Origin of the sequence: Bradyrhizobium sp. 154, from assembly GCF_023073875.1 — a bacterium.
Classification (GTDB): Bacteria; Pseudomonadota; Alphaproteobacteria; order Rhizobiales; family Xanthobacteraceae; genus Bradyrhizobium.
On the sequence record NZ_JADPKG010000125.1, the window covers coordinates 1 to 23,764 of the forward strand.

A 23,764-nucleotide genomic window follows, 5' to 3' on the forward strand; every position below is an offset into this window, starting at 1 on the left:
CCGATGCCCCATCATGATCTTCAGTCCTGCCAATTAGACAGACTGAATCACTGATATCTCTGCGTCGCAACAGCTGCCTTTTTCAACAGAATCGGCCCAACTCGGACGTCTGGTGAGCTGCCGTAATGGGCTGGTGTCAGAGGCAGAGCGGACGCATTCGCGCCGTCAGGGCAGCGCCCATGATGAGCACGCGCTCTGGCTTAGGCCCAATCCCAAAACCGTCTATCTGCGCCTGGCGCGGGACCGAGTTATTGCCGCCCCCATGATTATGGGTGTCACGACGTCCGTGCCGCGGTTAGACTTGGCTCGCGCCGCGGGGGACACGCGGGTCGCGGGACGATGAACATGAGCGAACAGGACGAGACGGGTGAGGCCATCACCATCCTCCTCGTCGAGGACGACGCGCCGACCTGCTGGCGGCTCCACGACGCGCTGGTCAAGGCCGGCTACGAGGTGCGCAGTGCCGGCACGCTCGGAGAAGCTCGCTCCGCGTTCGGGAAGGCGGCGCCTCGCGTGCTGCTGACCGATCTCAGACTTCCCGACGGGCACGGCATCGAGCTGATTCGCGAAACCCGGCAGCGCTTTCCCGACACCGAGATCATGGTGATCTCCGCGCTCGGCGACGAGGAAAGCGTGATCTCGGCGATCACGGTCGGTGCCACCGGCTATCTGCTCAAGGATGCCTTTCCGACCGACATCGCCACCACCGTGCGCGATCTGGTCGCCGGCCATTCGCCGATCTCGGCCTCGATCGCCCGTTTCATCGTCCGGCGTACGCAGAATTCGGCGGAGCCCTCGCCCGGCCCCGTGCTCAACACGGCCAAGCTGACCCCGCGCGAGATCGACATCCTCTGGGGCATTGCCAAAGGCTTCAGCTACGCCGAGATCGCGAGCCATCTCGGCCTGTCCAGGCAGACCGTGCCGGGCCACATCAAGAACATCTATCGCAAGCTCGAGGTGCACACCCGCAGCGAGGCGGTGTTCGAAGCCGTGCAGCAGGGCCTGATCAAGCTGTGAGCGAGATTGCGGCGAAGACACTCACGCGCCCGCGGCGCCGGCTGATTGCGTCGCGCCTCGTGCCCTATCTGCTGCTCCAGGCCCTGATCGTCATCGTCACCATCCTTGGGCTCCGGCTGCTGCAACCCGGCGATCCCGAAGAGTTCGCCGTGAGCGACTTTTCGGCGCGCGAGAATGGCACGATGCACGCGGTGACGCTGCCGCATTTCACCGCATCGCGCTATTCGCTGGCCGACCCGCCGCTCTACACCGCGGCCTTCACATTCCGGCGGAGCGATGTGGGATCAGGGTGGTCGGTGTATCTGCCGCGGTTCAGCAACGCGGTGGAGGTCGCCGTCAACGGCGTCGTGGTGCTGGATTCCCGGCGTGACGCCAATGCCAACCGGCCGGACCGCAACACGCCGCAGATCGCGGCGATTCCGTCCTCGCTGCTGCGCGACGGCGCCAACGATATCACGGTACGGCTGTTCGTATGGGGGCCGCTGAAGGGCTTTCTCGACAGCGTCTATGTCGGACCGGATGCCGCCTTGCGTCCTGCCTACGAGACGCGCGCTGCTGTTCGTCACGCTGCCGGTCGTGTTCTCCGCCTGGCAATCGATTCTCGCGGTCATCCTTGCGATCATGTGGTTGATGCGGCGCCACGAGCCGGTTTACGGCGTGCTGGCGGTGGCGATGGTGCTCGGCGTGGTGCAGGCATTCGTGCCCCCGCCGCTGCCGCCGGCCACGACGTCGCGGCTCGCCGCCGTGCTGTTGGCATCCGCACCGATCGAGAGCGCGCTGATCGTCGTGTTCGGCGTGCTGTTCTTCGGCTGGCGCTGGCCGCGTTACGGCACACTGCTGTTCGTGCCGGGCCTCATCGTGTTCGTGGTCGGGCTGATCGGGGGCCCGCCGCTGCCGCGCATACTCTTTCTGGTGCTCGGCATTCCCACGGTCGGGCTTTGCCTGTTCCTGATGGCCTGCGTGACCGCAGCCGCATTGGTCCGGCGCCAGGACGCGGCAAGCTTCACGATTGGCTGCGCCGTGACCATCGTGCTGGTCTGCTGGGTCCAAGACATGCTCACGGTGCTCGAGATCGTGAGCAACGATCGCATCTTCGTCTCGCGCCTGTCCTATTCGGCGATGCTGGTCGCGATCGGCGCCGGGCTGACCTGGCGCTTCGCCCGCGCGCTGAACCAAGTCGACAGCTTTGCCGGCCAGCTCGTCGCACGGGTGGCCGAGGCCGAGGAGCGGCTGAAGGCGAGCTTTGCCCGCGAGGAGGCGCGCGCCCGCGCCGCCGCGCTCGCCAACGAGCGCACGCGGCTGATGCGGGACCTGCATGACGGCCTCGGCGGCCAGCTCGTCAGCATCGTCGCGCTCTCCGAGCGCGGCCACGAGGGCGCGACCATCACGGAGGCCGCTCGCGCAGCACTGAAAGATCTGCGTCTCGTCATCGATTCCATGGACGACATCGGCGGCGACCTGATGCTCGCGCTCGGCTCCTGGCGCGAGCGCGCGACGGCGCAATTGCGCCCGCACGATATCGCGCTCGACTGGCGCGTGGCAACGCCGCAGGGGCTGCCGCTGCATCCCGAACTGCGGCCATGGCACGTCATCCAGATCGTGCGCATCCTCGACGAAGCCGTGACCAACGCCGTCAAGCACGCAGAGGCGCGCCACATCGCGGTCAGCATCGAGACGCTCGACGACGATCACGGGCCGTATGGCGTGATCAGCGTGACGGACGACGGCAAGGGTTTTGCGCGCGCCGACAATTGTGCGAGCGGCGGCCAGACCGCGCGGGGCTTGCGCAACATGCGGAGCCGCGCCGCACGCTGCGGCGCGGTGCTCGATCTGAGCTCGGACGCCTCAGGCACGTGCGTGCGGCTGCAATTGCCGCAGCGCTTTCCCGACAGCGACGCGGCTGCGGGCTGAAAGGCCCCCTCCCCGAACGTGTGGGGCGCACGGAGAGAGGGACGGGCCGGGTGATTGCCTCTGCGGAGGACGGGGGTGTTCGTCCGCATGGCTCCGTCGGCCCGAAGCAATGCAATCAAATCAACCGAATGGACGATCAGCGCACGCCAACGCGATTGACCGGGCCGCCGCGGTTCATCGGCGTCCCTGCGCGCACGCCGACACCGGGCGCGCCGACACCGGGTGTCGCGACTGCAGCCCGCGCAACCGGAGCTCCCGGCGCAACCACCACTGCCGCAGCCGGCCGCACCACGCAGCCCTTGGGCACGCCGACCGTCTTGCAATAGACCACGGCCTGCGCCGGGCTCGTGCCCAGCGACGCCATCGCCGCACCCGCCAGCGCCATGATTGTCAGCCCGGCGCTCAGCGCTCCCGCTCTTTTCGACATTTTGCTCTCCCGCTCCCGTTCGGCGACCCGGCGCAATCACCGGGTTTCGCAACCGACGTGCAGCCTGAATGGCAAAAGAGGGCGCGTGGATACATGCCATGAAGATGGGGTGCGGCGGCCGGAAGGGCGCACCCGGTGCCATGAACATGGCATGGACCTGCGCCCGGCTGTCGCGAGATCGTCCGGCCCGCTTGATCCCACTGGACCAACGACAATCCCAAAGAGGTGCTTTATGAAGATTTCGGTTCTTGCCGCGCTGCTGCTCGCCGCCACCGCCGTGTCCCCCGCTGCGCAATCCGGTCCGACGCCGCAGGAGCAAATGGCCTGCCGCGGCGATGCCAGCAAATTCTGCGCCGAACATATCGGCAAGCCGCCGCAGATGAATGCCTGCCTGCGCCAGAACAAGACCAAGCTCTCCGACTCCTGCCGCAAGGTCGTGGAATCTCACGGAGGCTGAGCCGGCCCTCAAGTCCGGGAGCGCCCCAGCAGAGCGAACCCGGACCCGGTTTTGCGCATCATGTTTTAGTCGTCATCAGGCCCGAACAGCCTGATCTGCGGGAAGCCGCTGCGCGAACGGCCGGCATAGTCGCGCGCATCGGAATCTTCGCGGATATTGCGCGCGACGTCGTCCCAATCGGAGCGGTCGCGCAGGCCGCGCGGCTCGCGGGACTCGTAATAGTGGCGGCGCTCGGCCCAGCGTTCACGCCGCTCCGCCCGGCGCCGTTCGGAGGCGGCGCGCTTCACGTCGGAATCCCGCGCCTTGGCATAGGCATTGTCCGGCGCGGCGGCCGGCTCTGTCGACGCCTGCTGCTCCGCAGGCCTGGGCGCGGCTGGTGCCGGCTTGGACTGTTCCTTGGGCGGCTCGACCGCGGCCGCTTGCGAGGGTCGCGGTGCCGGCGGTGCAGCGTTCGCCTGAGTGGTTGGCGTGTCGGGCTTGGCGGGTTCGGGCTTTGCTTCGGCCGGTGCGGCAATGATCGCGCCGAAAGCTTGCGAACCGGTGAGATAATTGACGCGCTCGGACGGTGCATTGGTTGCTGCCGGCGCGCTGCCGACTTCGGCGCGTTGCGCCATCTTGCTGGTATCGGGCCCCTGCTTGGGCGCGACCGGATTCATGATGTTGCCGGCGACGATGCCGCCGCCAAGGCCAATGGCGATGGCCGCGACTATGGTTCCGGCACCGACGAAATAGGCTGTCGAGGCGCGCATTGATCCACTCCCTCTTTGGGGCGAGCAACGCACGTTGATTGCCAGATGTTCCTGATCCGGAAGCAGTTCCCAAAGGAACTGAGGTCAGATCTGCTGCGCGACCTTCTCCAGCCCGATGATGCGGGCGAGCTTGCGCACTTCCTCTTTCTGGTCATCACGCAGCTGGAACAGCAGCGGCATCGCGGCCGACTTCAACTGCTGGACCTCGTCGCAATTCGGATCGATCGGCACGCCTGGCGCGTTCGGATTGGAGAGCTTGTTCGCCGAGATCTTGCGGACGACATTGCGGAGCGCCGTCTCGACCGAGGGCCAATAATATTCCTGCGACGAGGACAATTTCAGGCGATCCCTAATGCCCGCGATCTGTGCGTCGGACAGCAGCGAATAGGATTTCTGTGGCTGCGGCTTGGCCACGACTTTCGGCTTGGCCGGGACCTCGACGGCGGGAATCTCCGCTGCGGCGGGCGCTTGGTGCGCACTTGCCTTCGGCATCGGGAAATCGGAAGGCGTGGCTGCGGCAAAGGCCTGGCGCAGCGGCTCGGTCAGCACCGGAGCCTGGGCGAGTTTGTCGGCGGCGACCTGCACCGGCTCGATCGCGGCCGAGGCCAGTGCCAGCGTCGGAACCAGACGGTCGGCCTTGGCGGCGCGGTTGGCCGCGAGCGGCTTGGCCGGAGGCGTCTGCGAGATCATCTCGGCGCTGACGCTAGGCACGCTGTCGCGCCCGAGAATGGCGTTGGTGGCAGCCCCGAGGACCAGGAAACAGGTCAGCACGACGATGGTGATGGCTTTGGACAAACGTCCCTCCGCGCCCGGCTTCAAGTCCACGTGATCAGTGCCCGGAAACTGGGCGATAATTAAGGCTCAACCGTGCCATTGCGGCGGCAATCGCGCGGACTACAGCGACATCGCCCGGAAAACTCAAGAGAATCAGGCAGCTCGCGCCAGATCGTAGGCGTCCTGGATGTCGGCCACGATCTCGGAGGCCTCCCAGACCGCGCGCGGCTCAACCGATTGCAGCGTCACGGTCCAGTTGCCGCCCCGGCGGGTGCGAGGGACGCTGACGATGTCGAAGCGGACGTTGCGGCACAGCGGGTGGCGGGCCAGCGCGTGGGCCACGCGAACGCGGATTTCGTCCAGCGTCGCGGCTGTCTTGCAGTCGAGATAGTTGAAGTCCATCGCCTGTCCCTCTCGGTCCTGATTGGCGGCCGTGACGGGATTGTTGGCGGGCGATGGTTAATCTGCCGTTAAGTGAGCGGGACGGAAGAGCGCGGGATTAACCGTGATCGGGAGACGGCGCCTCTCTACGCCTCCGGATTTGTACGGGGACTACCGCCCGCCGGCCTCGCGATATTCCGCGCGCGTCTGCGCAACGAGATCGCTCACCGCCACCACGTCTGTCACGCCCGACGTCGAATGCCCAGCACTCCAGATGTCGCGCCAGCGTTTTGGCCGGTTCTCGCGCGCGGCGACGTCGATGTCCTTGGCGATGTCGATCGCCCCGTGCGCCGGTAGGTCGTCGGGATCGAGACCTGCGGCCACGATCGACGGCCTCAGCATGCTGGTCTGCAGTCCCGTGAAGGCGGTGGTGAGCAGGACGTCGTCGGCGCTGCTCTCGACCAGCATCCGCTTGTGGCGGTCATCGGCCATGCTCTCGCGCGTCGCGATGAACTTCGTGCCCATGTAGGCGAGATCGCAGCCGAGCACTTCGGCGGCATGCAGCGCGCGGCCGTCGCTGACGCCGCCCGCAAGCACAATGATGCCGTCGTAGAATGCCCGCACCGCGCGGACAAAGGCGAACGGGTTGAGCCAGCCGGTCTGCCCGCCGGCGCCTGCCGTGAGCAGCACCAGCCCGTCCACACCGGCTTCCGCTGCACGCTCGGCGTGGCGGATCGAGGCGACATCCGCCAACACCAATGCGCCGGCGTCATGCAGCGGCTTTGCGACCTGTGCGGGCGAGCCGACCGAGGTGATGACAATCTCCGGCCTGTGCCGCAGCAGTACGGCGAGATCCTGCTCCAGCCGCGCGTTGGAACGGTGCACGATCAGATTCGGGCAAAGCGGCGCCGCCTTGCGCCCGGTTTGCTCTTCGTGCTGCCGCAATCTGGTTCCGACCGCGGTGAGCCATTGGTCGAGCTGTTCCGGGCTACGGCAATTCGCGCTGGGAAAGCTGCCGATCACGCCGTTGCGGCAGGCCGCGACCATCAGCTCGACTCCCGACACCAGGAACATCGGCGCCGCGATCAGCGGCAGAGCGAGACGATCGCGGAAACGTTGCAGTCGATCCGACGGCATGCATGCCTCCCTGCGCGGGCTTCGTCGTTCCATCCCGCATTCGCTGTGCTAGCCTCATCAGCAACATTGGCACGCCAGAAGCCGATGACAAAGCAACGAGGAAACAGGAAGCATATGTCCGATCCGCTCCACGCATCGTCCCCGGCTTGTGCGCAGACGCTACGGGCACTGTCGCGCTATCCCGACCGCACCGCTTTCGCCTGGCCTGAGGGATCGCTGAGCTATCAGGGCACCATCGACCTGATCGGACGCATGCAGGCTGTGTTCATGCGGCTTGGATTGCAGCCCGGCGCGCGCGTCGCCTTCCTCACCGCCAACCGCGCCGACACCTGGTGCGCGGGCGTTGCTGCGCAATTGGCGCGGCTCTGCATCACCTGGCTGCATCCTCTGGGATCGCTGGACGACCAGCTGTTTCAGCTGGAGGATTCCGAGGCCGAGATGCTGGTGGTCGATGCGGCCGCCTTCCGCAACCGCGGCGGCGAACTCGCCGCGAAGGCCGGCCGGCTCAAGGCGGTCTTCACCATGGGATCCGCGGATTATGGCGTCGATCTCTTGCAGGCGATCGAGATCGAGGGCCACGCCAGCGCGCTGTGCCTCGCCGGCCCCGACGATCTCGCCACGCCGAACTACACCGGCGGCACGACCGGTAAATCCAAGGGCGCGCTGCGCTATCACCGCGAGAACGCCGGAGCTGCCGGCGCGATCCTCGCCGACTTCGAGATCCCCGACGCCGCGCGCTATCTCACGGTCGCGCCGATCAGCCATGTCGCGGGCACGAAGGTGCTGCCGACCTTGATGCGCGGCGGCACCGTGCACATGCTCAAGAGTTTCGATCCCGAGGCCATGCTGGCGACGATTGCGCGCGAGCGCATCAACTTCACGCTGCTCGTGCCGACCATGATCTATGTGCTGCTTGATTATCCCGCGCTCGGCAGGACCGATCTGTCTTCGCTCGAGCTGGTGCTTTATGGCGCCTCCGCGATGTCGCCGAGCCGGCTGGTCGAGGGCATCGAGCGCATCGGGTCGGTGTTCTCGCAGCTTTACGGGCAGACCGAATGCTATCCCGTCTCGGTGCTGCGCAAGGCGGATCACGATCCCAAGACACCGGAGCTGTTCCTGTCCTGCGGCTTCCCGATCGCGGCCTGCGAGGTCAAGATCCTCGACGACAACGACCAGGAGGTGAAGACGGGCGAGCCGGGCGAGATCTGCGTGCGCGCGCCGCACGTGATGGCGGAGTACTGGAAGCGGCCGGACATCACCGCCGATACGCTGAAGAACGGCTGGGTCCACACCGGCGACATTGCGCGCATGGACGAGCGTGGCTACATGTTCATCCTCGACCGCAAGAAGGACATGATCGTCTCCGGCGGCTTCAACATCTTCCCGCGCGAAGTCGAAGACGTGCTGTCGCAGCATGCCGACATCGCCATGGTCGCTGTCGTCGGCATTCCCGACGAGAAATGGGGCGAGGCCGTCACCGCCATTGTCGTGCCGCGCGAGGGCGCAAGGCCCGATCCGGACGAGTTGATCAACCTGGTGAAGACGCGCAAGGGCTCGGCGCACGCGCCCAAGCAGATCCAGTTCGTCAAGCAGCTGCCGATGACCGGCGTCGGCAAGGTCGACAAGAAGGTGCTGCGCGCCAGCTTCTGGAGCGGGCGCGACCGGATGGTGGGGTGAGCGAATGTCGCGAGATGCGACGCAGCGTCCATGCCTTCGCGGAGCATGACAGCGAAGCTGGGGCGCGGGCTTGCCCCCTCACCGCTTCTCGATCACCAGGCTCTGCACCGCCCGGCCGAAATAGCCTTGCCGGTCAGCCAAGCGCGACATTGCCAGCCCCGCGCCTTCTGGGCCGATCCAGGAGTCGCCATCGAGCAGGATCCACTCGCCGACCGGCTGACGTGCGAAGCTGATGGTGAGGTCGGCGTTGATGTAGGTCCAGGCGCGGAAATCCAGCGTCGAGGCGGTGCCGTTGGAGAAATCGGCGGCGACCACGGCGCGCATGGCCTGCGAGATCGCCTCGCCCTCGATCAGCGGATGATCAACGCGAAACCAGATGGCGCCGGCGCCGGCTTGACCGAAGCGGCCGCGCGCTGCACGCATCGAGACCGAGCGCACGAACGGGCTAGTGGCGGCGTGACCGTCCTCGGCCAGGGAGTCCTCCGGCGAGGGCAGCGTCACCGCTAGCTCCTTGACGTCCTCGGGCAGCGACAGTGCTTGGCGTCTGATCTTGAGCACGGTCGCACCGACGACCTGCACACCATCGGCCAGCAGCTTGATCTCGCAGAGCTGGATCTTGCGGCCCTCGCGCAGGACCTCGGTCACAATCGAGAGCGGCGCCACCGGCACCGGACGCATCAGATCGATCGTGACGCGCGCGATATCCATCGGCATCGGCGTCGGAATGCGTTCGGCCGCCCACGTCACCAGCGATGCCGGCGCCGAGCCGTGCTGCATGCGACGGTCCCAGGGTCCGGCGGCGTCCGGGCTGGTGACGACGCTGTTGCCGTCGACGCGGTAGATGGGAGGCATGCTGCACTCGAGCTCGGCGCGATTACAACGGCGGATCGATCGCTTCGTCGTATTCCTTCTTGAAGCGCGCGATCATTTCGGCGGCGGGCACGATGCCCTCGACGCTGCCGATGCCCTGGCCCGAGCCCCAGATCTCCTTCCAGGCCTTCGGCTTGGCGCGTTCGCCGGAGGCGTCGGTGCCGAAGTTCATCTTGGAGGGATCGGAGGTCGGCAGGTCGTCCGGATCCATCCCGGCGGCGAGGATCGAGGGTTTCAGATAATTGCCGTGCACCCCGGTGAAGAGGTTGGAATAGACGATGTCGTCGGCGCTCGAGCCGGCGATCATCTCCTTGTACTTGTCGACGGCGTTGGCTTCCTTGGTCGCAATAAAGGCCGAGCCGATATAGGCGAAATCTGCACCGAGGATGCGCGCGGCGCGGATCGCCTTGCCGTTGCCGATCGCGCCCGACAGCGCGATCGGCCCGTGGAACCATTTTCGCGTCTCGGCGACGAAGGCGAGCGGCGAGATGGTGCCAGCATGGCCGCCGGCGCCGGCCGCAACCAGGATGAGGCCGTCGGCGCCCTTCTCGATCGCCTTGTGCGCGAATTTCTGGTTGATCACGTCGTGGAAGACGATGCCGCCCCAGCCGTGCACGGCCTGGTTCAGCTCCTCGCGCGCCCCGAGCGAGGAGATGATCATCGGCACCTTGTACTTGGCGCAGAGCTGCATGTCGTGATCGAGCCGGTTGTTCGATTTGTGCACGATCTGGTTGACTGCGAACGGCGCCGACGGCTTGTCGGGATGCGCGCGGTCATAGGCCGCGAGTTCCTCGGTGATCCGCGCCAGCCATTCGTCGAGCAATTCCGGCGGCCGCGCGTTCAGCGCCGGAAACGAGCCGACCACACCCGCCTTGCACTGCGCGATCACGAGATCAGGCACCGAGATGATGAACAGCGGCGAACCGATCACCGGGATCGACAGGCGCCCCTTAAACAAGGCAGGCATGGACATTGCGGAACGGTCCTCTCTTGGCGGTCACACGGTTGGGATTATACCAACAAGGCAATCTTTCCACTGTCAAGTATTGCGTTTTGGCGCCGTGGCGAATGCGGTTACCGCAATTCCAAGGCGCGGAATTCGCGCTTCATAAGTCAGTGCGAGCGACGCGAAGCAATCCGGACTATCTGCGCCGAGAGACGCTGGATTGCTACGTCGCAAGGGCTCCTCGCAATCCAGGCGAGAGCTGCGGATGGCCGACAGCTACGAAATCAAATCCGGATTGATCAGCCGCTCGAACGAGAACATCTCGTCCCATTTCTCCTGCGTCAGCAGCCTGCGCTCGATTACCACGATCTGGTGCAGCGACTTGCCGCTCTTGTAGCCCTCGCGTGCGATCTCGGCGCATTGCTTGTAGCCGAGCAGGGGCTTCAGCACCGTGACGATACCGAGCGAGTTCAGCACCATGTTGCGGGTGTGCTCCTCGTTGGCAGTGATGCCGACGACGCAATTTTCGCGCAGGCTGTTGACCGCGCGCTCCATGGTGCGGATCGAGAAGAACAGCGCAAACGAGATCACCGGCTCCATCACGTTGAGCTGGAGCTGGCCGGCGCTTGCGGCCAGCGTCACGGTGGTGTCGAGGCCGATGACCAGGAAGCTGGTCTGGTTGACCACCTCCGGGATGACGGGATTGACCTTGCCAGGCATGATCGAAGAGCCCGGCTGAAGCTGCGGCAGGTTGATCTCGTTGAAGCCGGCGCGCGGACCGGAGGCGAGCAGGCGGATGTCGTTGCAGATCTTCGTCAGCTTGCTGGCGGTGCGCTTGAGGACGCCCGAGAGCTGCACATAGGCGCCGGTATCGGAGGTCGCCTCGACGAGATCGCCGGCGAGAACAAACTCGACGCCGGTCAGCGCGCTCAGGTGCCGGACCGCGAGCTTGGGATAGCCGACGGCGGCGGTGACGGAGGTGCCGATCGCAGTGGCGCCGAGATTGATCTCGCGCAGCAGCGCACGGGCCTCGGAGATGCGATCGACCTCCTCGCCGATCGTGGTGCCCCATCCACGGAATTCGGCCCCCAGCGACATCGGCACCGCGTCCTGAAGATGCGTGCGGCCCATTTTCAGCACACGATCGAATTCGCGGCCCTTGGCGAAGAAAGCTTCCTGGAGCTGGCGCAACGCCGTCATGTAGCTCTCGAGCCGCAGGATCAGCGCCAGGCGAAAGGCGGTCGGATAGGTGTCGTTGGTGGACTGGCCGTAATTGACGTGATCGTTGGGGCTGACGTGCTGGTAATCGCCCTTCGCAAAGCCGAGCGATTCCAGCGCGAGGTTGGCGATCACCTCATTGGCGTTCATGTTGGTCGATGTGCCAGCACCGCCCTGGATGAAGTCGGTGACGAACTGGTCCATCATATCGCCGGCAATCACGCGGTCGCAGCCCAGGATGATCGCGTCCGCAACCTTGGCGTCGATCGCGCCGAGATCGCGATTGGCCATGGCGGCCGCCTTCTTCACGTAACCAAGCGCCTTCACGAAGTAAGGCTCCTGGTTCATCGGAATGCCGGTGATGTGGAAGTTCTCCTTCCCGCGGATGGTCTGGACGCCGTAATAGATGTCGTCGGCGATGTCACGCTGCCCGAGGAAGTCCTGCTCCGTACGGCTCATAGGCGCTCCTTGTTGCATGCGCGCAACGTCGATCACGTCAGTTCTGGCATAGCGCGCTGGTCACGAAAGTATCGGTGCGGCAATCGTCCGGCTTGCGTTGCCGGCCCGGAATCAGGACCTTGGCCGAGCATTTCTCGGCGGAGTCGGCGTTCAGGCTCTTGCCTTCCTTATAGCCCTTGCTCTGGCAGAGCTGGTCGGCCGCCTGCTTGCAGTCGGGCGCGCCGTTCGCGGAGGCCGGACAGGCCACGCGCCCCGAGACCATGGTGGACGGTTTCGCCAGTCGCGACAAATCGTTCATGGTCTCGCCCGGGCTTTTGATCGGCGGCAGGATCGAGGGCAGCTTGTCGAACAGCTTGCCCATTTCGTTGATCAGCCCGGGATTTTCCTCGCGCGCCGGCGGCGCCGAAGGAGCGGGCGTCGACGGCGGCGGCGCGGCCTGCGTCCCCTGCTCCTGGAGGCCGAGCGCGGGCGCAGCTTGCGTCCACGCCGGCGTGGCGGCACGAAGCAGGAGCCAAGGCACGACGAATATCAGCGTCCCCAGCCGCAGGACCGGATTGCCGGATCGACCCATCATGACGGCAACCGTAGCCGAAGCCGGCCCGGTGGCAAAGCCGCCGCACCCTTAGATCAACTTGATCGCGACGACGAAGCCGAGCACCAGCACGATCGCGCCGATCGCGACCCACAATCCGAGATGCTTCTCGATCCTGACCCGGATCCAGTCGCCGTAGCGGTTGAGCAGGATCGCGACGACGAAGAAGCGTCCGCCGCGCGCGACGATCGAGCACAAGATGAACAGGACGATGTTGTAGCCGGCAAAGCCCGAGGTGATGGTGACGAGCTTGTAGGGGATCGGCGTCAGCCCCTTGAGCAGGATGATGATCGCACCCCATTCCGCATAGGAGGCGCGGAAAGCATCGACCTTGCCGCCGAGGCCATAGACCTGGATCAACCATTGGCCGACCGAGTCGAACAGCAGCGCGCCGATGGCGTAGCCGACGATGCCGCCGAGCACCGAGGTCGCGGTGCAGATCGCCGCATAGACCCAGGCGCGCTGCGGGCGCGCCAGCGACATCGGGATCAGCATCACATCCGGGGGGACCGGAAAGAACGAGCTTTCGGCGAAGGACACGGCTCCCATGATCCAGAGCGCGTAGGGCTTGTGGGCGGCGTCGATGCACCAGTCGTAGATACGTTTCAGCATGGCGCCGCGATGAAGCACCATGGGACGGATTTGTCCATCGCGAGTTTTGTGACGTTTTCGTCGCGCTTTAGTGGCGCTTTCGCGCGGCACGGCCCTCGATCGCGACAATTGGCCGCCTTGAGGCAATGCGCGGTGACGCAACTTTGGGCAATTTCACCGGTGATTTCGGCAGCTTCTCGGCGATGCCGAGCATGTCTTCACGCCGCGTCATCTCCCGCCAGACGTCCTCGGGACGCACCCCCGCCGACGCCCACAGCACGGTAAGATTGTAGAGCAGATCGGCGCTCTCCCGGATCACGGCCTCGCTATCGCCATTGACCGCATCGATCACGACCTCGATGGCCTCTTCGGCCAGTTTCTTCGCCATTTTGGAAGGGCCGCGCTGAAACAGCCGGGCCGTGCGCGATGTTGCCGGATCAAGATCTCTGGCCGCGAGCACAGCCAGATATAGCCGCTCAAGCGAATCACTCATGGTACTCAAACTACTCTAAAGCAATGGCGAGCGCGTTAACGCCCGGCAATAAAAGCAACGACAGGCCGGCGCAGCAAGCGCGACGGCCTGTCGGCGTTGCGCATAGGGCCGGCGGCTAGTAGCAGTTGGTGTAATAGCCTTGGCCGCAGAACTCGGACGGAGCCGTTCCGCCATAGCGCTGATATTGGTAGTTGGGGCCCGGACCATAATAGGGACCGTAAGCAGGGCGGCTGTAATAGACTGGCCCGCCGTAATAGCCATAACCCGGATCGTAGTCATAGGCATAGGCATCACGGGTGGCGGCAATGGCGAGACCTGTGCCGATGGCGGCCAAAGCTGCAGCTGCGGCCACGCCGCCTCCGCCGCCATGCCAGTGGCGGCCGCCGGCGTATGAAGCGGTCGGAGCAATCGCGGTCAGCGCCAGCGCCGTCGCGGTGGCAAGAACGGCCTTTCGGCCCGCAAACGTGGAGAATCGCTCAAACATATCTTGGGCCCTCCTTTGGGACCTGGAATGGACGCCTGCGGACAGGCTCATGCCTCTCAAACCCGCATAACCTAAGTTGGGTTCCCCAACCCCAACACAAGCTGAACGGGGTTGCGTAACGATGCCGCAATCGCCGCTCATCCGCCGTTCATGTTGGCGCGGAAAGACTGATCGCCAGCCGGCGCTGCGAGCGTCACGAAACCATAACAATGCCGGACCGGCGCAATTGATGTCGGAATTCAAGACGATCGCTCTTCGTTGCCTGCTGGCTCTCTCGATTTCGCTTGCGACACTAATTGCACGCGATGTGAGCGTGGCCGAGACCGTCGCCCCATCCGTTGCAATTCACTTCACCTTCGATCGCCCATTGGACGCGAGCATGGCGCCGTTCTTCCTGGCCGCAAAGGACGGCAGGTTCGGCGCCGAGCATCTCAGCGTGTCCTTCAACACCGCAGCCGGATCGTCGGAAGCCCTCGCGCGCCTCGCCAAGGGCGACAGCGAGCTCGCGCTCGTCGACATCAACGAGCTGATCCGCTTTCGCGACAAAGACCATGCGGCGCCGATCAAGGCCGTGTTCGTGCTGTTCAACCGCGCGCCCTATGCGATCGTCGCGCGCAAGAGCCGCGGCATCCACCTCCTGTCCGATCTCGACGGCAAGACCGTCGGCGTCGCCGACAGCGACCTGTCGATGCGGCTGTGGCCGGCACTGGCGCAGCAGAACGGCATCAATGCATCGCGGGTCAAATTCCACAAGATCAGTGCGGCGGTGCGCGAGCCGATCCTCTCCGCGGGCCAGGTCGATGCGGTCGCCGGCTTCAGTTACCTGTCGGCGGTGAACCTGCGCGACCGCGGCGTGCCCGCGGCCGATCTCGTCGTGCTGCGCTATGCGGATTACGGCTGCGAAGCCTACGGCTTCGCCGTGGTGGTCAATCCCCCCTTCGCCGCAGCAAAGCCGGATGCCGTGAAGGGCTTCGTCCGCGCCTTGATCGCGGGCGTCAACGCAACCGTGATGGAGCCGGGGCGCGCGGCGGAGGAGGCCGCCAGCCGCATCGAGGACGGCGACCGCAACCTGGAGCTGGAGCGCCTGCGCACCGCACTCGCTGACAACATCCTGACCGACGAGGTCAGGCGCAACGGCCTCGGCGGCGTCGACCCGGCGCGCCTCGAGCGCTCGATCGGCCAGGTCGCGCAGGACTTCAAATTCCGCAATCGACCGGCGGCGGCCGAGATCTTCGACGACCAATTCCTGCCGCCGCTGGCCGGACGGGTGATCAACTGAGCAAAACTGAAAGCTTCCGCTGTATCTCGCCGGCATCCCTGCTTAGAATACGAAGTCCGTCGTCGCCGAGTTCCTCGCCCGCATGTCCATCCTCCGTCTCTACACCCGCGTTCTTGAGTTGCTCGGCAAGGAAGCGCGGCTGGGCTGGCTGCTCGCGATTGCCAATCTGCTGCTGGCGGGCTCGCAATTCGCCGAGCCCGTGCTGTTCGGCCGGATCATCGACGTGCTCTCGGGCAAGTCGGTGGCCGGCTCGAACTCGGCCTGGCCGTTCCTGGCCGCCTGGGTCGTGTTCGGGCTGTTCACCATTGCATGCAGCGCGCTCGTGGCCTTGCAGGCCGATCGGCTCTCGCACCGCCAGCGCCAGGCGGTGCTGACCGACTATTTCGAGCACATCCTGCAACTGCCGCTGACCTTCCACTCCGGCACCCATTCGGGCCGGCTGATGAAGGTGATGCTCAACGGCACCGACGCGCTGTGGCGGCTATGGCTCGGCTTCTTCCGCGAGCATTTTGCCGCGATCCTCTCGGTCGTGGTGCTGCTGCCGCTGTCGCTCTACCTGAACTGGCGGCTCGCGATCCTGCTGTTCGTGCTCTGCATTGTCTTCACCGCGCTGACGACCTTCGTGGTGCGCAAGACCTTCGGCATGCAGATGGAGGTCGAGGAGCACTACAGCGAGCTGTCAGCGCGCGCCTCCGATGCGCTCGGCAACGTCGCGCTGGTGCAGAGCTTTGTCCGCGTCGAATCCGAGGTCAAAGGGCTGCGCTCCGTCGCCGACGAGTTGCTGGCCGCGCAGATGCCGGTGCTGTCATGGTGGGCGCTCGTCACCGTCATCACGCGCGCCTCGACCACCATCACGGTGCTCACGATCTTCACCATAGGTATCGCGCTGCACGACCGGGGGCTGACATCCGTCGGCGAGATCGTGATGTTCGTGAGTTTCGCGACGATGCTGATCCAGAGGCTCGAACAGGTCGTGAGCTTCATCAACAACGTGTTCATGGAGGCGCCGCGACTGCGCGAATTCTTCAATGTGCTCGATGCCGTACCCGCCGTGCACGACCGCCCCGACGCGATCGATGCCGGCAGGCTCTCCGGCCTTGTCGAGTTCAACGACGTCACCTTCTCCTATGACGGCAAGCGCCCGGCGGTCGAGGACCTCTCGTTCACGGCGCTGCCCGGCCAGACCATCGCGCTGGTCGGTCCGACCGGCGCCGGCAAGTCGACCGCGATCGCCCTCTTGCACCGTGCCTTCGACCCGCAATCCGGCTTCATCCGGATCGACGGCATGGACGTGCGCGGGATCACGCTAACATCGCTGCGGCGGAACATCGGCGTGGTGTTCCAGGAGGCGCTGCTGTTCAATCGCTCGATTGCGGAGAATCTGCTGGTCGGCAAGCCGGATGCGACCGAAGACGAGATGCGCAAGGCGGCCGAGCGCGCGCAGGCGCTCGACTTCATCGAGCGCAGCGGCGGCTTCGAGACCAATGCCGGCGAACGCGGCCGCATGCTCTCTGGCGGCGAGCGGCAGCGGCTGTCGATCGCCCGCGCGCTGCTGAAAGATCCGCCGATCCTGATCCTGGACGAGGCGACCAGCGCGCTCGACGCCGTCACCGAGGCCAAGGTGAATACCGCTCTCGACGAAGTGATGAAGGGCAGGACCACCTTCGTGATCGCCCACCGCCTATCCACCATCCGCAACGCCACGCGGATCCTGGTGTTCGAGACCGGCCGGGTGATCGAAAGCGGAACTTTCGATGAACTCGTGGCCAAAGGGGGCCATTTCGCCGAGCTCGCCAGGGCCCAGTTCATGGTTCAGGAAAACGCACGAGCCAGCGTGACGGCGGCAGAGACTGCCGCGATCACGGTCAAATCCCCGTAGCAAGTCCCCATAGGACCGTCGAAATTCGGCCTATTTCATTGCGGAATACCGCACCGGTCCCCCTATTCTCGAGGCATCAGCCGGTATAGGTTTGCGACGCCGCAAGCGGCGGCGCTGGATTTCAAAACCGAACATCAGATCACGAGAACCGCCCGGAACCGGGGGGTCTCCAAGGACCGGAATCGGATAGTGCACGCCCTTCGCCCGCTGCTTCGCAAGTCGCTGTTCAACCTGTTCGCTGCGAGCCTCGCATGCGCCGCATTGCTCGCTCCGCGCGCGGCGAGCGCCGAAGCGCTGCTGCTGATCGAGGCCGACAGCGGCAAGGTGTTGCAGGCCGATAATGCGACCATTCCATGGTACCCTGCGTCCGTTACCAAGATCATGACCGCCTATGTGACGCTGAAGGCGGTCAAGGACGGCAGGCTCACGCTCGACACGCTGCTCACGGTGTCGCCGACGGCAGCCTCGCAGTCGCCATCGAAGATGGGTTTCCGCCCGGGAACGCAGCTCACGGTCGACAACGCCCTGAAGATGATGATGGTCAAGTCGGCGAATGACATGGCCGTGGTGCTTGCCGAAGGCGTCGGCGGATCGATCGACGGCTTCTCCGCGATGATGAACGACACCGCGAAGAAGCTCGGCATGACGCAGACGAGCTACGTCAATCCGAACGGCCTGCCCGCCGACGGCCAGATCACGTCCGCGCGCGATCTCGGAATCCTGGCGCGCGCGTTCCTGCGCGACCTGCCGGAATACGAGTACTTCGTGCACATCCCGGCGATCCGCTTCGGCAAGCGCATCACCGGCAATTTCAACAAGCTGATCGGCCGCTATCCCGGCGCCGACGGTTTCAAGACCGGGTTCATCTGCGCCTCCGGCTACAATCTCGTGGCATCGGCCACGCGCAACGGCCGCCGGCTGATCGCGGTGGTGCTGGGCGCCAATTCCGGCACCGCGCGCGCGGTGAAGGCGGCGCAGTTGCTCGAGCGCGGCTTCGCTCAAGACAATCTCACCTGGCTACGACCCTCGCTCGGCACCGTCGACAATCTCGTGCCGGTTGACGCCTCGCCGCCGAACCTGCGCGACGAGATGTGCGGACCCAACCGCAAGCGGCCGGCCAGCGACGACGACGATGCGTTGATCGCGGCCAATGGCGGGGCGACCGGATCGGCCTCGGCCACCGGCGGCGAAGCCCAGGTCACTTTCTTCACGGCCGGCCTTCAGCCGCCCCTGATGAAGGCCTCCGAGTTGATGGCCTCTGCTCCGGCGGCCACGGAGCCCGTGCTGGTCTATACCGGCCCGACCCGCACCGGCACGGCGCTAATCGCCGCGGTCGCGGCCGATGCCGACCAACAGACGGTGGCGAAGCCGCGTGGCAAGAAGTCGCGCGTCGCCAAGAAGCCTGACGCCGCCGCCAAGCCGAAGGACGGGAATAAGGACGCAAGCAAGGAATCCAAGACAGCGGCGGCGAAGCCGGCTGCCAAGCCTGAGGCCAAGAGCGATACCAAGAGCGACGCGAAGGCCGCAGCCAAGCCGGCCGGGACCAAGCATGCCGCAGCGAAGCACGATGCGGCGGCGAAACCCGCCGAGAAACCGGCGGCAAGCGGCGATCAGGCTCCCAAGCCCGCCAAGCCCAAGGCCGCGACCAAGCCTGCCGCCGCCAAGCCGGCCAACAACAGTTAACGGCCACTCGCGGCTGGACCGCGCCCGCACTTCGCACCTGCGGCAGCGCGCTCAGTGAGGATTCCGGTAGCTACTCCCCGACCTTTGCCCTAAGCCTCGACGGCTTGCCACCCGTTCCGGCAGGCTCGATACTGACGGCAACGAGGCAAGCCCGAGACACAACGGGCTCAGTTAGATGAGGGGAGTTTCCATGGAGCGCATCTGGCTCAAGCAATATCCGCCCGGCGTGCCCGCCGATATCGAGCCGACGCAATACGCATCGCTGGTCGACCTGCTGGAGGAGAGCTTCACCAGGTTCGCCGACCGCAAGGCGTTCATTTGCATGGACAAGTCGATCAGCTATCGCGACCTCGACCAGATGTCAGTCGCGCTCGCCGCCTATTTGCAGGGCCGCGGGCTGCAGCGCGGCGCGCGGGTCGCCCTCATGATGCCGAACGTACTGCAATATCCGGTCGCGACCGCCGCCGTGCTGCGCGCCGGTTTCGCGGTGGTCAACGTCAACCCGCTCTATACTCCGCGCGAGCTCGAGCATCAGCTCAAGGATTCCGGCGCCGAGGCCATCATCGTGCTGGAGAATTTCGCCCACACGGTCGAGCAGGTGATCGCGAAGACACAGGTCAAGCACGTCATCGTCGCCAGCATGGGCGACCTGCTCGGCTTCAAGGGCGTGATCGTCAATCTCGTCGTCCGCCGCCTCAAGAAAATGGTACCGGCCTGGTCGCTGCCGGGCGCAGTGTCCTTCAACGACGCGCTCTCCGCCGGCCGCGGCATGACCTTCAGCAAGCCAAAACTCTCGCCGGGCGACGTCGCGTTCCTGCAATATACCGGCGGCACCACCGGCGTCTCCAAGGGCGCCACCCTGCTCCACCGCAACATCGTCGCCAACGTCCTGCAGAACGACGCCTGGCTCCAGCCGGCGCTCGCCGCGCCGCCGCATGTCGATCAGCTCATGATCGTCTGTGCGCTGCCGCTTTATCACATCTTCGCGTTGACGGCCTGCTACCTGCTCGCGGTGCGCGCCGGTGGCTGCAATCTCTTGATCCCCAATCCGCGCGACATCGCCGGTTTCGTCAAGGAGCTGGCCAAATACCAGGTCAACAGCTTCCCGGCCGTGAACACGCTCTACAACGGCCTGATGCATCATCCCGACTTCAAGAAGCTCGACTTCTCCAAGCTGAAGATCTCCAACGGCGGCGGCATGGCGGTGCAGCGCCCCGTCGCCGAGCAGTGGAAGGCGATCACCGGCTGCTTCATCGCCGAAGGCTACGGCCTGTCGGAGACCTCGCCGACGCTGACCTGCAACCCGGCGACGGCAACAGAGTTCTCGGGCACGATCGGCATCCCCGTGCCTTCGACCTGGATCTCGATCCGCGACGACGACGGCAACGAGGTCCCGCTCGGCCAGCCCGGCGAAATCTGCGCCAAGGGTCCGCAGGTGATGTCAGGCTATTGGAACAAGCCGGAGGAGACTGCCAAGGTGATGACCGCTGACGGATTTTTCCGCACCGGCGACATCGGCGTAATGGACGAGAAAGGCTACACCAAGATCGTCGATCGCAAGAAGGACATGATCCTGGTCTCCGGCTTCAACGTCTATCCCAACGAGATCGAGGAAGTCATCGCGACCCATCCTGGCGTGCTCGAATGCGCCGTGATCGGCATCCCCGATTCCAAATCGGGCGAAGCGGTGAAGGCGTTCGTGGTCAAGAAAGACCCCAACCTCACGGCCGAGGACGTGATCAAGTTCTGTCACGAGCAGCTCACCGGCTACAAGGTGCCCAAGCACATCGAATTCCGCACCGACCTGCCGAAGACCAATGTCGGCAAGATCCTGCGCCGGCAGCTCCGCGACGAGAAGAAGGCGGAGGCGGCGTAAGGCCGCTTTCATTCATGCTGGAGGTCGGCGACATCACGCCATCCGACGTTCTCGCCTTCTGGCGCGAGGCCGGCCGCGAGCGCTGGTATGAGCGCAACAACGCTTTCGACGCAGAGGTCAGGCGCCGCTTTCTCGGCCTGTGGCAGAAGGCGGCCGCCGGTGAGCTCGCATCATGGGAGACGAGTGACGAGGGCGCGCTCGCGCTGGTCATCGTGCTCGACCAGTTCCCCCGCAACATGTTCCGCGGCACGCCGCAAGCCTTTGCCAGCGATACGCTTGCGCGCGATGTTGCCCGCCGCGCCATCGAAAGGGGCACAGATCGCAAGGTCGATCCCATCCTGCTCGAATTCCTCTATCTGCCCTTCATGCATTCCGAGCACCTGAGCGACCAGCTGCATTGCGTTGCGCTGTTTCAAAACACCGACAATGCCGAGAACCTGAAATACGCTCGCGAGCACGCCGACATCATCCAGCGTTTCGGCCGCTTCCCCCACCGCAATCGCCTTCTCGGCCGTGACACGACTGTGGAAGAGCAGGCCTTCCTCGACGGCGGCGGTTTTGCAGGCTGATGACATCACGGTGAACGACCGGGGGCCTCGGCGCTTCCGCCGCCCGCAAATATTGTGCAGGCCCGCGCCACGGTCTAAAAGGCGGGACCGATATTCAGGGAGACTGACGATGACCATCCAAGTTGGCGACAAGCTGCCCGAGGCGAAATTCCGTGTGATGACGGCGGAAGGTCCGCAGGTGAAGACCACCGACGATATCTTCAAGGGCAAGAAGGTGGCGCTGTTCGCGGTGCCCGGCGCGTATACCGGCACCTGCCACAAGATGCATCTGCCGAGCATCTTCCTCAACGCGTACGCCATCAAGGACAAGGGCGTCGACACCATCGCCATCGTCTCCGTCAACGATGCCTTCGTCATGAACGCCTGGAAGCGCGACACCGATCAGCGCGACGAGGCCATCTTCCTCGCCGACGGCAATGCCGATTTCACCAAGGCGATCGGCATGGAGCTGGACGCCTCGGCCAACGGCCTCGGCATCCGCTCCAAGCGCTATTCGATGCTGGTCGAGGACGGCGTGGTGAAGAAGCTGAATCTCGAGGCTATGCCCGGCAAGGTCGAGGTCTCCGGCGGCGATACGCTGCTCGGTCAGCTGTAAGGCCCTTTCAGCCTTATCTGATGCTGTCATGCCCCGCCACGGCGGGCATGACAGCGTCAACCGCGATCAAACAGCCGTTGCGGCATTGGGCCAAACTGCGCATCATCCTCCGAAAATAAGAACAGGAGCATGCCTTGGCCAAATCGCAATGGAGTTTCAAGAGCGCAGTCGAGCTGTCGAGCGCGTTGACCGCCAAGAAGGTCTCCGCGGTCGAGCTCACCCGGGACGCGATCGACCGCATCGAACGTCACGACGGCAAGATCAACGCAATTTGCGTGCGCGATTTTGATCGCGCGCTTGTTGCGGCGCGCGAGGCGGACGCCGCATTGGCGCGCGGCGAACGAAAACCGCTGCTGGGCCTGCCCGTCACGGTGAAGGAATCCTTCAACGTCGCCGGCCTGCCCACGACGTGGGGCTGGACCGCGCAGAAGGATTTCAAGCCGGCGGAAGATGCACTGTCGATCACCCGGGTTAAAAACGCCGGCGGCATCATCCTCGGCAAGACCAACGTTCCCGTCGGCTTGGGGGATTGGCAGAGCTACAACGACATCTATGGTGTCACGAACAATCCGTTCGATGTCGGCCGCACCCCCGGCGGCTCATCGGGCGGCTCGTCTGCGGCGCTGGCGGCCGGCTATGGACCGCTCTCGCTCGGCTCCGACATCGGCGGCTCGCTGCGGGTGCCCGCCTTCCATTGCGGGGTCTATGCGCACAAGCCGACCTACAATCTCTGCCCGACGCGCGGCCATACGCCGCCGCCATTTCCCGCCATCCCGATGGAGCGCGACATGGCGGTGATCGGTCCGATGGCGCGGAGTGCGGCCGATCTGCCTCTGCTCCTGGAAGTGATGGCAGGCCCCGATCCGCTGGACCTCGGGATCGGATACAGGCTTGCGTTGCCGGAGGCGCGACATCACACGCTGAAGGATTTCCGTGTGCTCGTGATTGACAGTCACCCGTTGCTGCCCGCGAATGCCGACATTCGCGGCGCGATCGACAAGCTGGCGGGGCAATTGGCGAGCATGGGCGCCAGCGTCGCACGTGAGAGTCCGCTGTTTCCCGATTTTACGGAAGCCTCGCGCCTCTACATGCGCATGCTGATGAGCTTTCTCGGCGCCTTCTTTTCGCCGGACATTCTCGCCGGCGCACGTGCCGGAGCGGCACAGCTCTCACCAGAGGACAAGAGCCTTGCCGCCGAACGGCTGCGCGGCATGACCTGCACGCACCAGGCCTGGGTGTTCGACGAGGGCGCCCGCGCCGGGCTGCGCGCGCAATGGCGGCAATTGTTCCGGACATTCGATGCGGTGATCTGTCCGATCATGCCGACGGCGGCCTATCCGCATGATCATTCGCCCCAGCAGGAGACGCGCCGGATCAATATCGACGGCAAGGACTTTGCCTATCCGGACCAGCTTGCCTGGCCCGGCATCGCCACACTGACGGGCTTGCCCGCAACGGCCATTCCGCTCGGCCTGTCGAAGGACGGCCTGCCGGTGGGCGTGCAGATCATCGGGCCTTTCCTCGAGGATCGCACGCCGCTGAAGCTCGCCGAGCTGATCGAGCGCGAGTTCGGCGGGTTCGTGCCGCCGCCTTTGTTCAATGACTAGTCGCTTTCCGTCATTGCGAGGAGCTCTTGCGACGAAGCAATCCAGACTGTACCCGCAGAGACATTTCTGAATTGCTTCTCTTCGCTCGCAATG

Annotated in this window: 22 protein-coding genes and 1 pseudogene; 11 read left to right on the forward strand and 12 right to left on the reverse strand. The window is 65.1% G+C overall.

Features of this window, described 5'->3' with window-relative positions; genetic code table 11:
* The first annotated feature begins 345 nt into the window (after positions 1-345).
* A complete protein-coding gene (locus tag IVA92_RS35350; RefSeq protein ID WP_247278934.1) occupies positions 346-1,017 on the forward strand; it encodes a response regulator transcription factor in 672 nt (223 codons plus the stop codon).
* Positions 1,014-2,928, forward strand: a pseudogene (locus IVA92_RS35355) (ATP-binding protein). Before IVA92_RS35350 ends, IVA92_RS35355 begins: the two are co-directional and overlap by 4 nt.
* Positions 2,929-3,064: 136 nt before the next feature.
* Here IVA92_RS35355 and IVA92_RS35360 read toward each other — a convergent pair.
* Entirely contained in the window at positions 3,065-3,355 is a 291-nt protein-coding gene (locus IVA92_RS35360; RefSeq protein ID WP_247278935.1) for a hypothetical protein, read from the reverse strand.
* Between the two features lie 232 nt (positions 3,356-3,587).
* On the opposite strand from IVA92_RS35360, the gene IVA92_RS35365 reads away from it, so the two are divergent.
* Entirely contained in the window at positions 3,588-3,812 is a 225-nt protein-coding gene (locus IVA92_RS35365; protein WP_247278936.1) for a cysteine rich repeat-containing protein, read from the forward strand.
* Positions 3,813-3,877: 65 nt separating this feature from the next.
* Here the strand turns inward: IVA92_RS35365 and IVA92_RS35370 are convergent, their stop codons facing one another.
* From IVA92_RS35370 to IVA92_RS35385, 4 genes are all read right to left on the reverse strand, one after another.
* Positions 3,878-4,561 carry a hypothetical protein gene (locus IVA92_RS35370; RefSeq protein WP_247278937.1) on the reverse strand — a complete coding sequence of 228 codons (684 nt, stop codon included), beginning with the start codon at positions 4,559-4,561 and terminating at the stop codon, positions 3,878-3,880.
* Between the two features lie 84 nt (positions 4,562-4,645).
* Positions 4,646-5,356: a hypothetical protein gene (locus tag IVA92_RS35375; protein ID WP_247278938.1), complete on the reverse strand. Its 711-nt coding sequence runs from the start codon at positions 5,354-5,356 to the stop codon at positions 4,646-4,648.
* Positions 5,357-5,488: 132 nt separating this feature from the next.
* Complete coding sequence (locus tag IVA92_RS35380; protein WP_247278939.1) at positions 5,489-5,737, reverse strand: hypothetical protein; 249 nt, start codon at positions 5,735-5,737, stop codon at positions 5,489-5,491.
* A gap of 150 nt (positions 5,738-5,887) precedes the next feature.
* Positions 5,888-6,853: a nitronate monooxygenase gene (locus tag IVA92_RS35385; protein WP_247278940.1), complete on the reverse strand. Its 966-nt coding sequence runs from the start codon at positions 6,851-6,853 to the stop codon at positions 5,888-5,890.
* A gap of 114 nt (positions 6,854-6,967) precedes the next feature.
* Between IVA92_RS35385 and IVA92_RS35390 the strand changes: the two genes are divergently transcribed.
* Complete coding sequence (locus IVA92_RS35390; RefSeq protein WP_247278941.1) at positions 6,968-8,530, forward strand: AMP-binding protein; 1,563 nt, start codon at positions 6,968-6,970, stop codon at positions 8,528-8,530.
* Between the two features lie 78 nt (positions 8,531-8,608).
* Here the strand turns inward: IVA92_RS35390 and IVA92_RS35395 are convergent, their stop codons facing one another.
* The 7 genes from IVA92_RS35395 to IVA92_RS35425 all read right to left on the reverse strand — a co-directional run bounded on the left by IVA92_RS35395 (position 8,609) and on the right by IVA92_RS35425 (position 14,183).
* The gene (locus IVA92_RS35395) at positions 8,609-9,382 is read right to left on the reverse strand and encodes a thioesterase family protein (RefSeq protein ID WP_247278942.1); all 774 of its coding nucleotides are present in this window, start codon (positions 9,380-9,382) and stop codon (positions 8,609-8,611) included.
* A gap of 22 nt (positions 9,383-9,404) precedes the next feature.
* A complete protein-coding gene (locus IVA92_RS35400; protein ID WP_247278943.1) occupies positions 9,405-10,373 on the reverse strand; it encodes a nitronate monooxygenase family protein in 969 nt (322 codons plus the stop codon).
* A 249-nt stretch (positions 10,374-10,622) separates the two neighbouring features.
* Positions 10,623-12,023, reverse strand: coding sequence for an aspartate ammonia-lyase (locus tag IVA92_RS35405; RefSeq protein WP_247278944.1), 1,401 nt, complete (start codon positions 12,021-12,023; stop codon positions 10,623-10,625).
* Positions 12,024-12,060: 37 nt separating this feature from the next.
* Positions 12,061-12,597 carry a hypothetical protein gene (locus tag IVA92_RS35410; protein WP_247278945.1) on the reverse strand — a complete coding sequence of 179 codons (537 nt, stop codon included), beginning with the start codon at positions 12,595-12,597 and terminating at the stop codon, positions 12,061-12,063.
* A gap of 48 nt (positions 12,598-12,645) precedes the next feature.
* Entirely contained in the window at positions 12,646-13,248 is a 603-nt protein-coding gene (locus IVA92_RS35415; RefSeq protein WP_247278946.1) for a YqaA family protein, read from the reverse strand.
* 46 nt (positions 13,249-13,294) lie between these two features.
* Entirely contained in the window at positions 13,295-13,699 is a 405-nt protein-coding gene (hisE, locus tag IVA92_RS35420) for a phosphoribosyl-ATP diphosphatase (RefSeq protein WP_247278947.1), read from the reverse strand.
* 115 nt (positions 13,700-13,814) lie between these two features.
* Positions 13,815-14,183, reverse strand: a complete 369-nt coding sequence (locus tag IVA92_RS35425; protein ID WP_247278948.1) for a hypothetical protein — start codon at positions 14,181-14,183, stop codon at positions 13,815-13,817.
* 229 nt (positions 14,184-14,412) lie between these two features.
* Here IVA92_RS35425 and IVA92_RS35430 point away from each other — a divergent pair, with 229 nt between their 5' ends.
* The 7 genes from IVA92_RS35430 (at position 14,413) to IVA92_RS35460 (ending at position 23,671) form a co-directional block, all read left to right on the forward strand.
* On the forward strand, positions 14,413-15,462 hold the full coding sequence (locus IVA92_RS35430; RefSeq protein WP_247278949.1) for an ABC transporter substrate-binding protein: 1,050 nt from the start codon (positions 14,413-14,415) through the stop codon (positions 15,460-15,462).
* Between the two features lie 82 nt (positions 15,463-15,544).
* Positions 15,545-17,341: a glucan ABC transporter ATP-binding protein/ permease gene (locus IVA92_RS35435; RefSeq protein WP_247278950.1), complete on the forward strand. Its 1,797-nt coding sequence runs from the start codon at positions 15,545-15,547 to the stop codon at positions 17,339-17,341.
* Positions 17,342-17,530: 189 nt separating this feature from the next.
* On the forward strand, positions 17,531-19,024 hold the full coding sequence (locus tag IVA92_RS35440; RefSeq protein WP_247278951.1) for a D-alanyl-D-alanine carboxypeptidase family protein: 1,494 nt from the start codon (positions 17,531-17,533) through the stop codon (positions 19,022-19,024).
* Positions 19,025-19,214: 190 nt separating this feature from the next.
* On the forward strand, positions 19,215-20,900 hold the full coding sequence (locus IVA92_RS35445) for a long-chain fatty acid--CoA ligase (RefSeq protein ID WP_247278952.1): 1,686 nt from the start codon (positions 19,215-19,217) through the stop codon (positions 20,898-20,900).
* A 14-nt stretch (positions 20,901-20,914) separates the two neighbouring features.
* Positions 20,915-21,469: a DUF924 family protein gene (locus tag IVA92_RS35450; RefSeq protein WP_247278953.1), complete on the forward strand. Its 555-nt coding sequence runs from the start codon at positions 20,915-20,917 to the stop codon at positions 21,467-21,469.
* A 109-nt stretch (positions 21,470-21,578) separates the two neighbouring features.
* Positions 21,579-22,064 (forward strand): peroxiredoxin, encoded by a 486-nt coding sequence (locus IVA92_RS35455; RefSeq protein ID WP_247278954.1) that lies wholly within the window; start codon positions 21,579-21,581, stop codon positions 22,062-22,064.
* A gap of 134 nt (positions 22,065-22,198) precedes the next feature.
* On the forward strand, positions 22,199-23,671 hold the full coding sequence (locus tag IVA92_RS35460) for an amidase (protein WP_247278955.1): 1,473 nt from the start codon (positions 22,199-22,201) through the stop codon (positions 23,669-23,671).
* Positions 23,672-23,764: the final 93 nt, after the last annotated feature.

Coding starts and splice junctions, on each gene's coding strand:
- IVA92_RS35425 (WP_247278948.1), bottom strand. CDS start 14,183: ATGTTTGAGCGATTCTCCACGTTTGCGGGCCGAAAGGCCGTTCTTGCC.
- IVA92_RS35390 (WP_247278941.1), top strand. CDS start 6,968: ATGTCCGATCCGCTCCACGCATCGTCCCCGGCTTGTGCGCAGACGCTA.
- IVA92_RS35380 (WP_247278939.1), bottom strand. CDS start 5,737: ATGGACTTCAACTATCTCGACTGCAAGACAGCCGCGACGCTGGACGAA.
- IVA92_RS35370 (WP_247278937.1), bottom strand. CDS start 4,561: ATGCGCGCCTCGACAGCCTATTTCGTCGGTGCCGGAACCATAGTCGCG.
- hisE (WP_247278947.1), bottom strand. CDS start 13,699: ATGAGTGATTCGCTTGAGCGGCTATATCTGGCTGTGCTCGCGGCCAGA.
- IVA92_RS35410 (WP_247278945.1), bottom strand. CDS start 12,597: ATGATGGGTCGATCCGGCAATCCGGTCCTGCGGCTGGGGACGCTGATA.
- IVA92_RS35435 (WP_247278950.1), top strand. CDS start 15,545: ATGTCCATCCTCCGTCTCTACACCCGCGTTCTTGAGTTGCTCGGCAAG.
- IVA92_RS35385 (WP_247278940.1), bottom strand. CDS start 6,853: ATGCCGTCGGATCGACTGCAACGTTTCCGCGATCGTCTCGCTCTGCCG.
- IVA92_RS35450 (WP_247278953.1), top strand. CDS start 20,915: ATGCTGGAGGTCGGCGACATCACGCCATCCGACGTTCTCGCCTTCTGG.
- IVA92_RS35365 (WP_247278936.1), top strand. CDS start 3,588: ATGAAGATTTCGGTTCTTGCCGCGCTGCTGCTCGCCGCCACCGCCGTG.
- IVA92_RS35415 (WP_247278946.1), bottom strand. CDS start 13,248: ATGGTGCTTCATCGCGGCGCCATGCTGAAACGTATCTACGACTGGTGC.
- IVA92_RS35405 (WP_247278944.1), bottom strand. CDS start 12,023: ATGAGCCGTACGGAGCAGGACTTCCTCGGGCAGCGTGACATCGCCGAC.
- IVA92_RS35430 (WP_247278949.1), top strand. CDS start 14,413: ATGTCGGAATTCAAGACGATCGCTCTTCGTTGCCTGCTGGCTCTCTCG.
- IVA92_RS35350 (WP_247278934.1), top strand. CDS start 346: ATGAGCGAACAGGACGAGACGGGTGAGGCCATCACCATCCTCCTCGTC.
- IVA92_RS35400 (WP_247278943.1), bottom strand. CDS start 10,373: ATGTCCATGCCTGCCTTGTTTAAGGGGCGCCTGTCGATCCCGGTGATC.
- IVA92_RS35360 (WP_247278935.1), bottom strand. CDS start 3,355: ATGTCGAAAAGAGCGGGAGCGCTGAGCGCCGGGCTGACAATCATGGCG.
- IVA92_RS35445 (WP_247278952.1), top strand. CDS start 19,215: ATGGAGCGCATCTGGCTCAAGCAATATCCGCCCGGCGTGCCCGCCGAT.
- IVA92_RS35455 (WP_247278954.1), top strand. CDS start 21,579: ATGACCATCCAAGTTGGCGACAAGCTGCCCGAGGCGAAATTCCGTGTG.
- IVA92_RS35395 (WP_247278942.1), bottom strand. CDS start 9,382: ATGCCTCCCATCTACCGCGTCGACGGCAACAGCGTCGTCACCAGCCCG.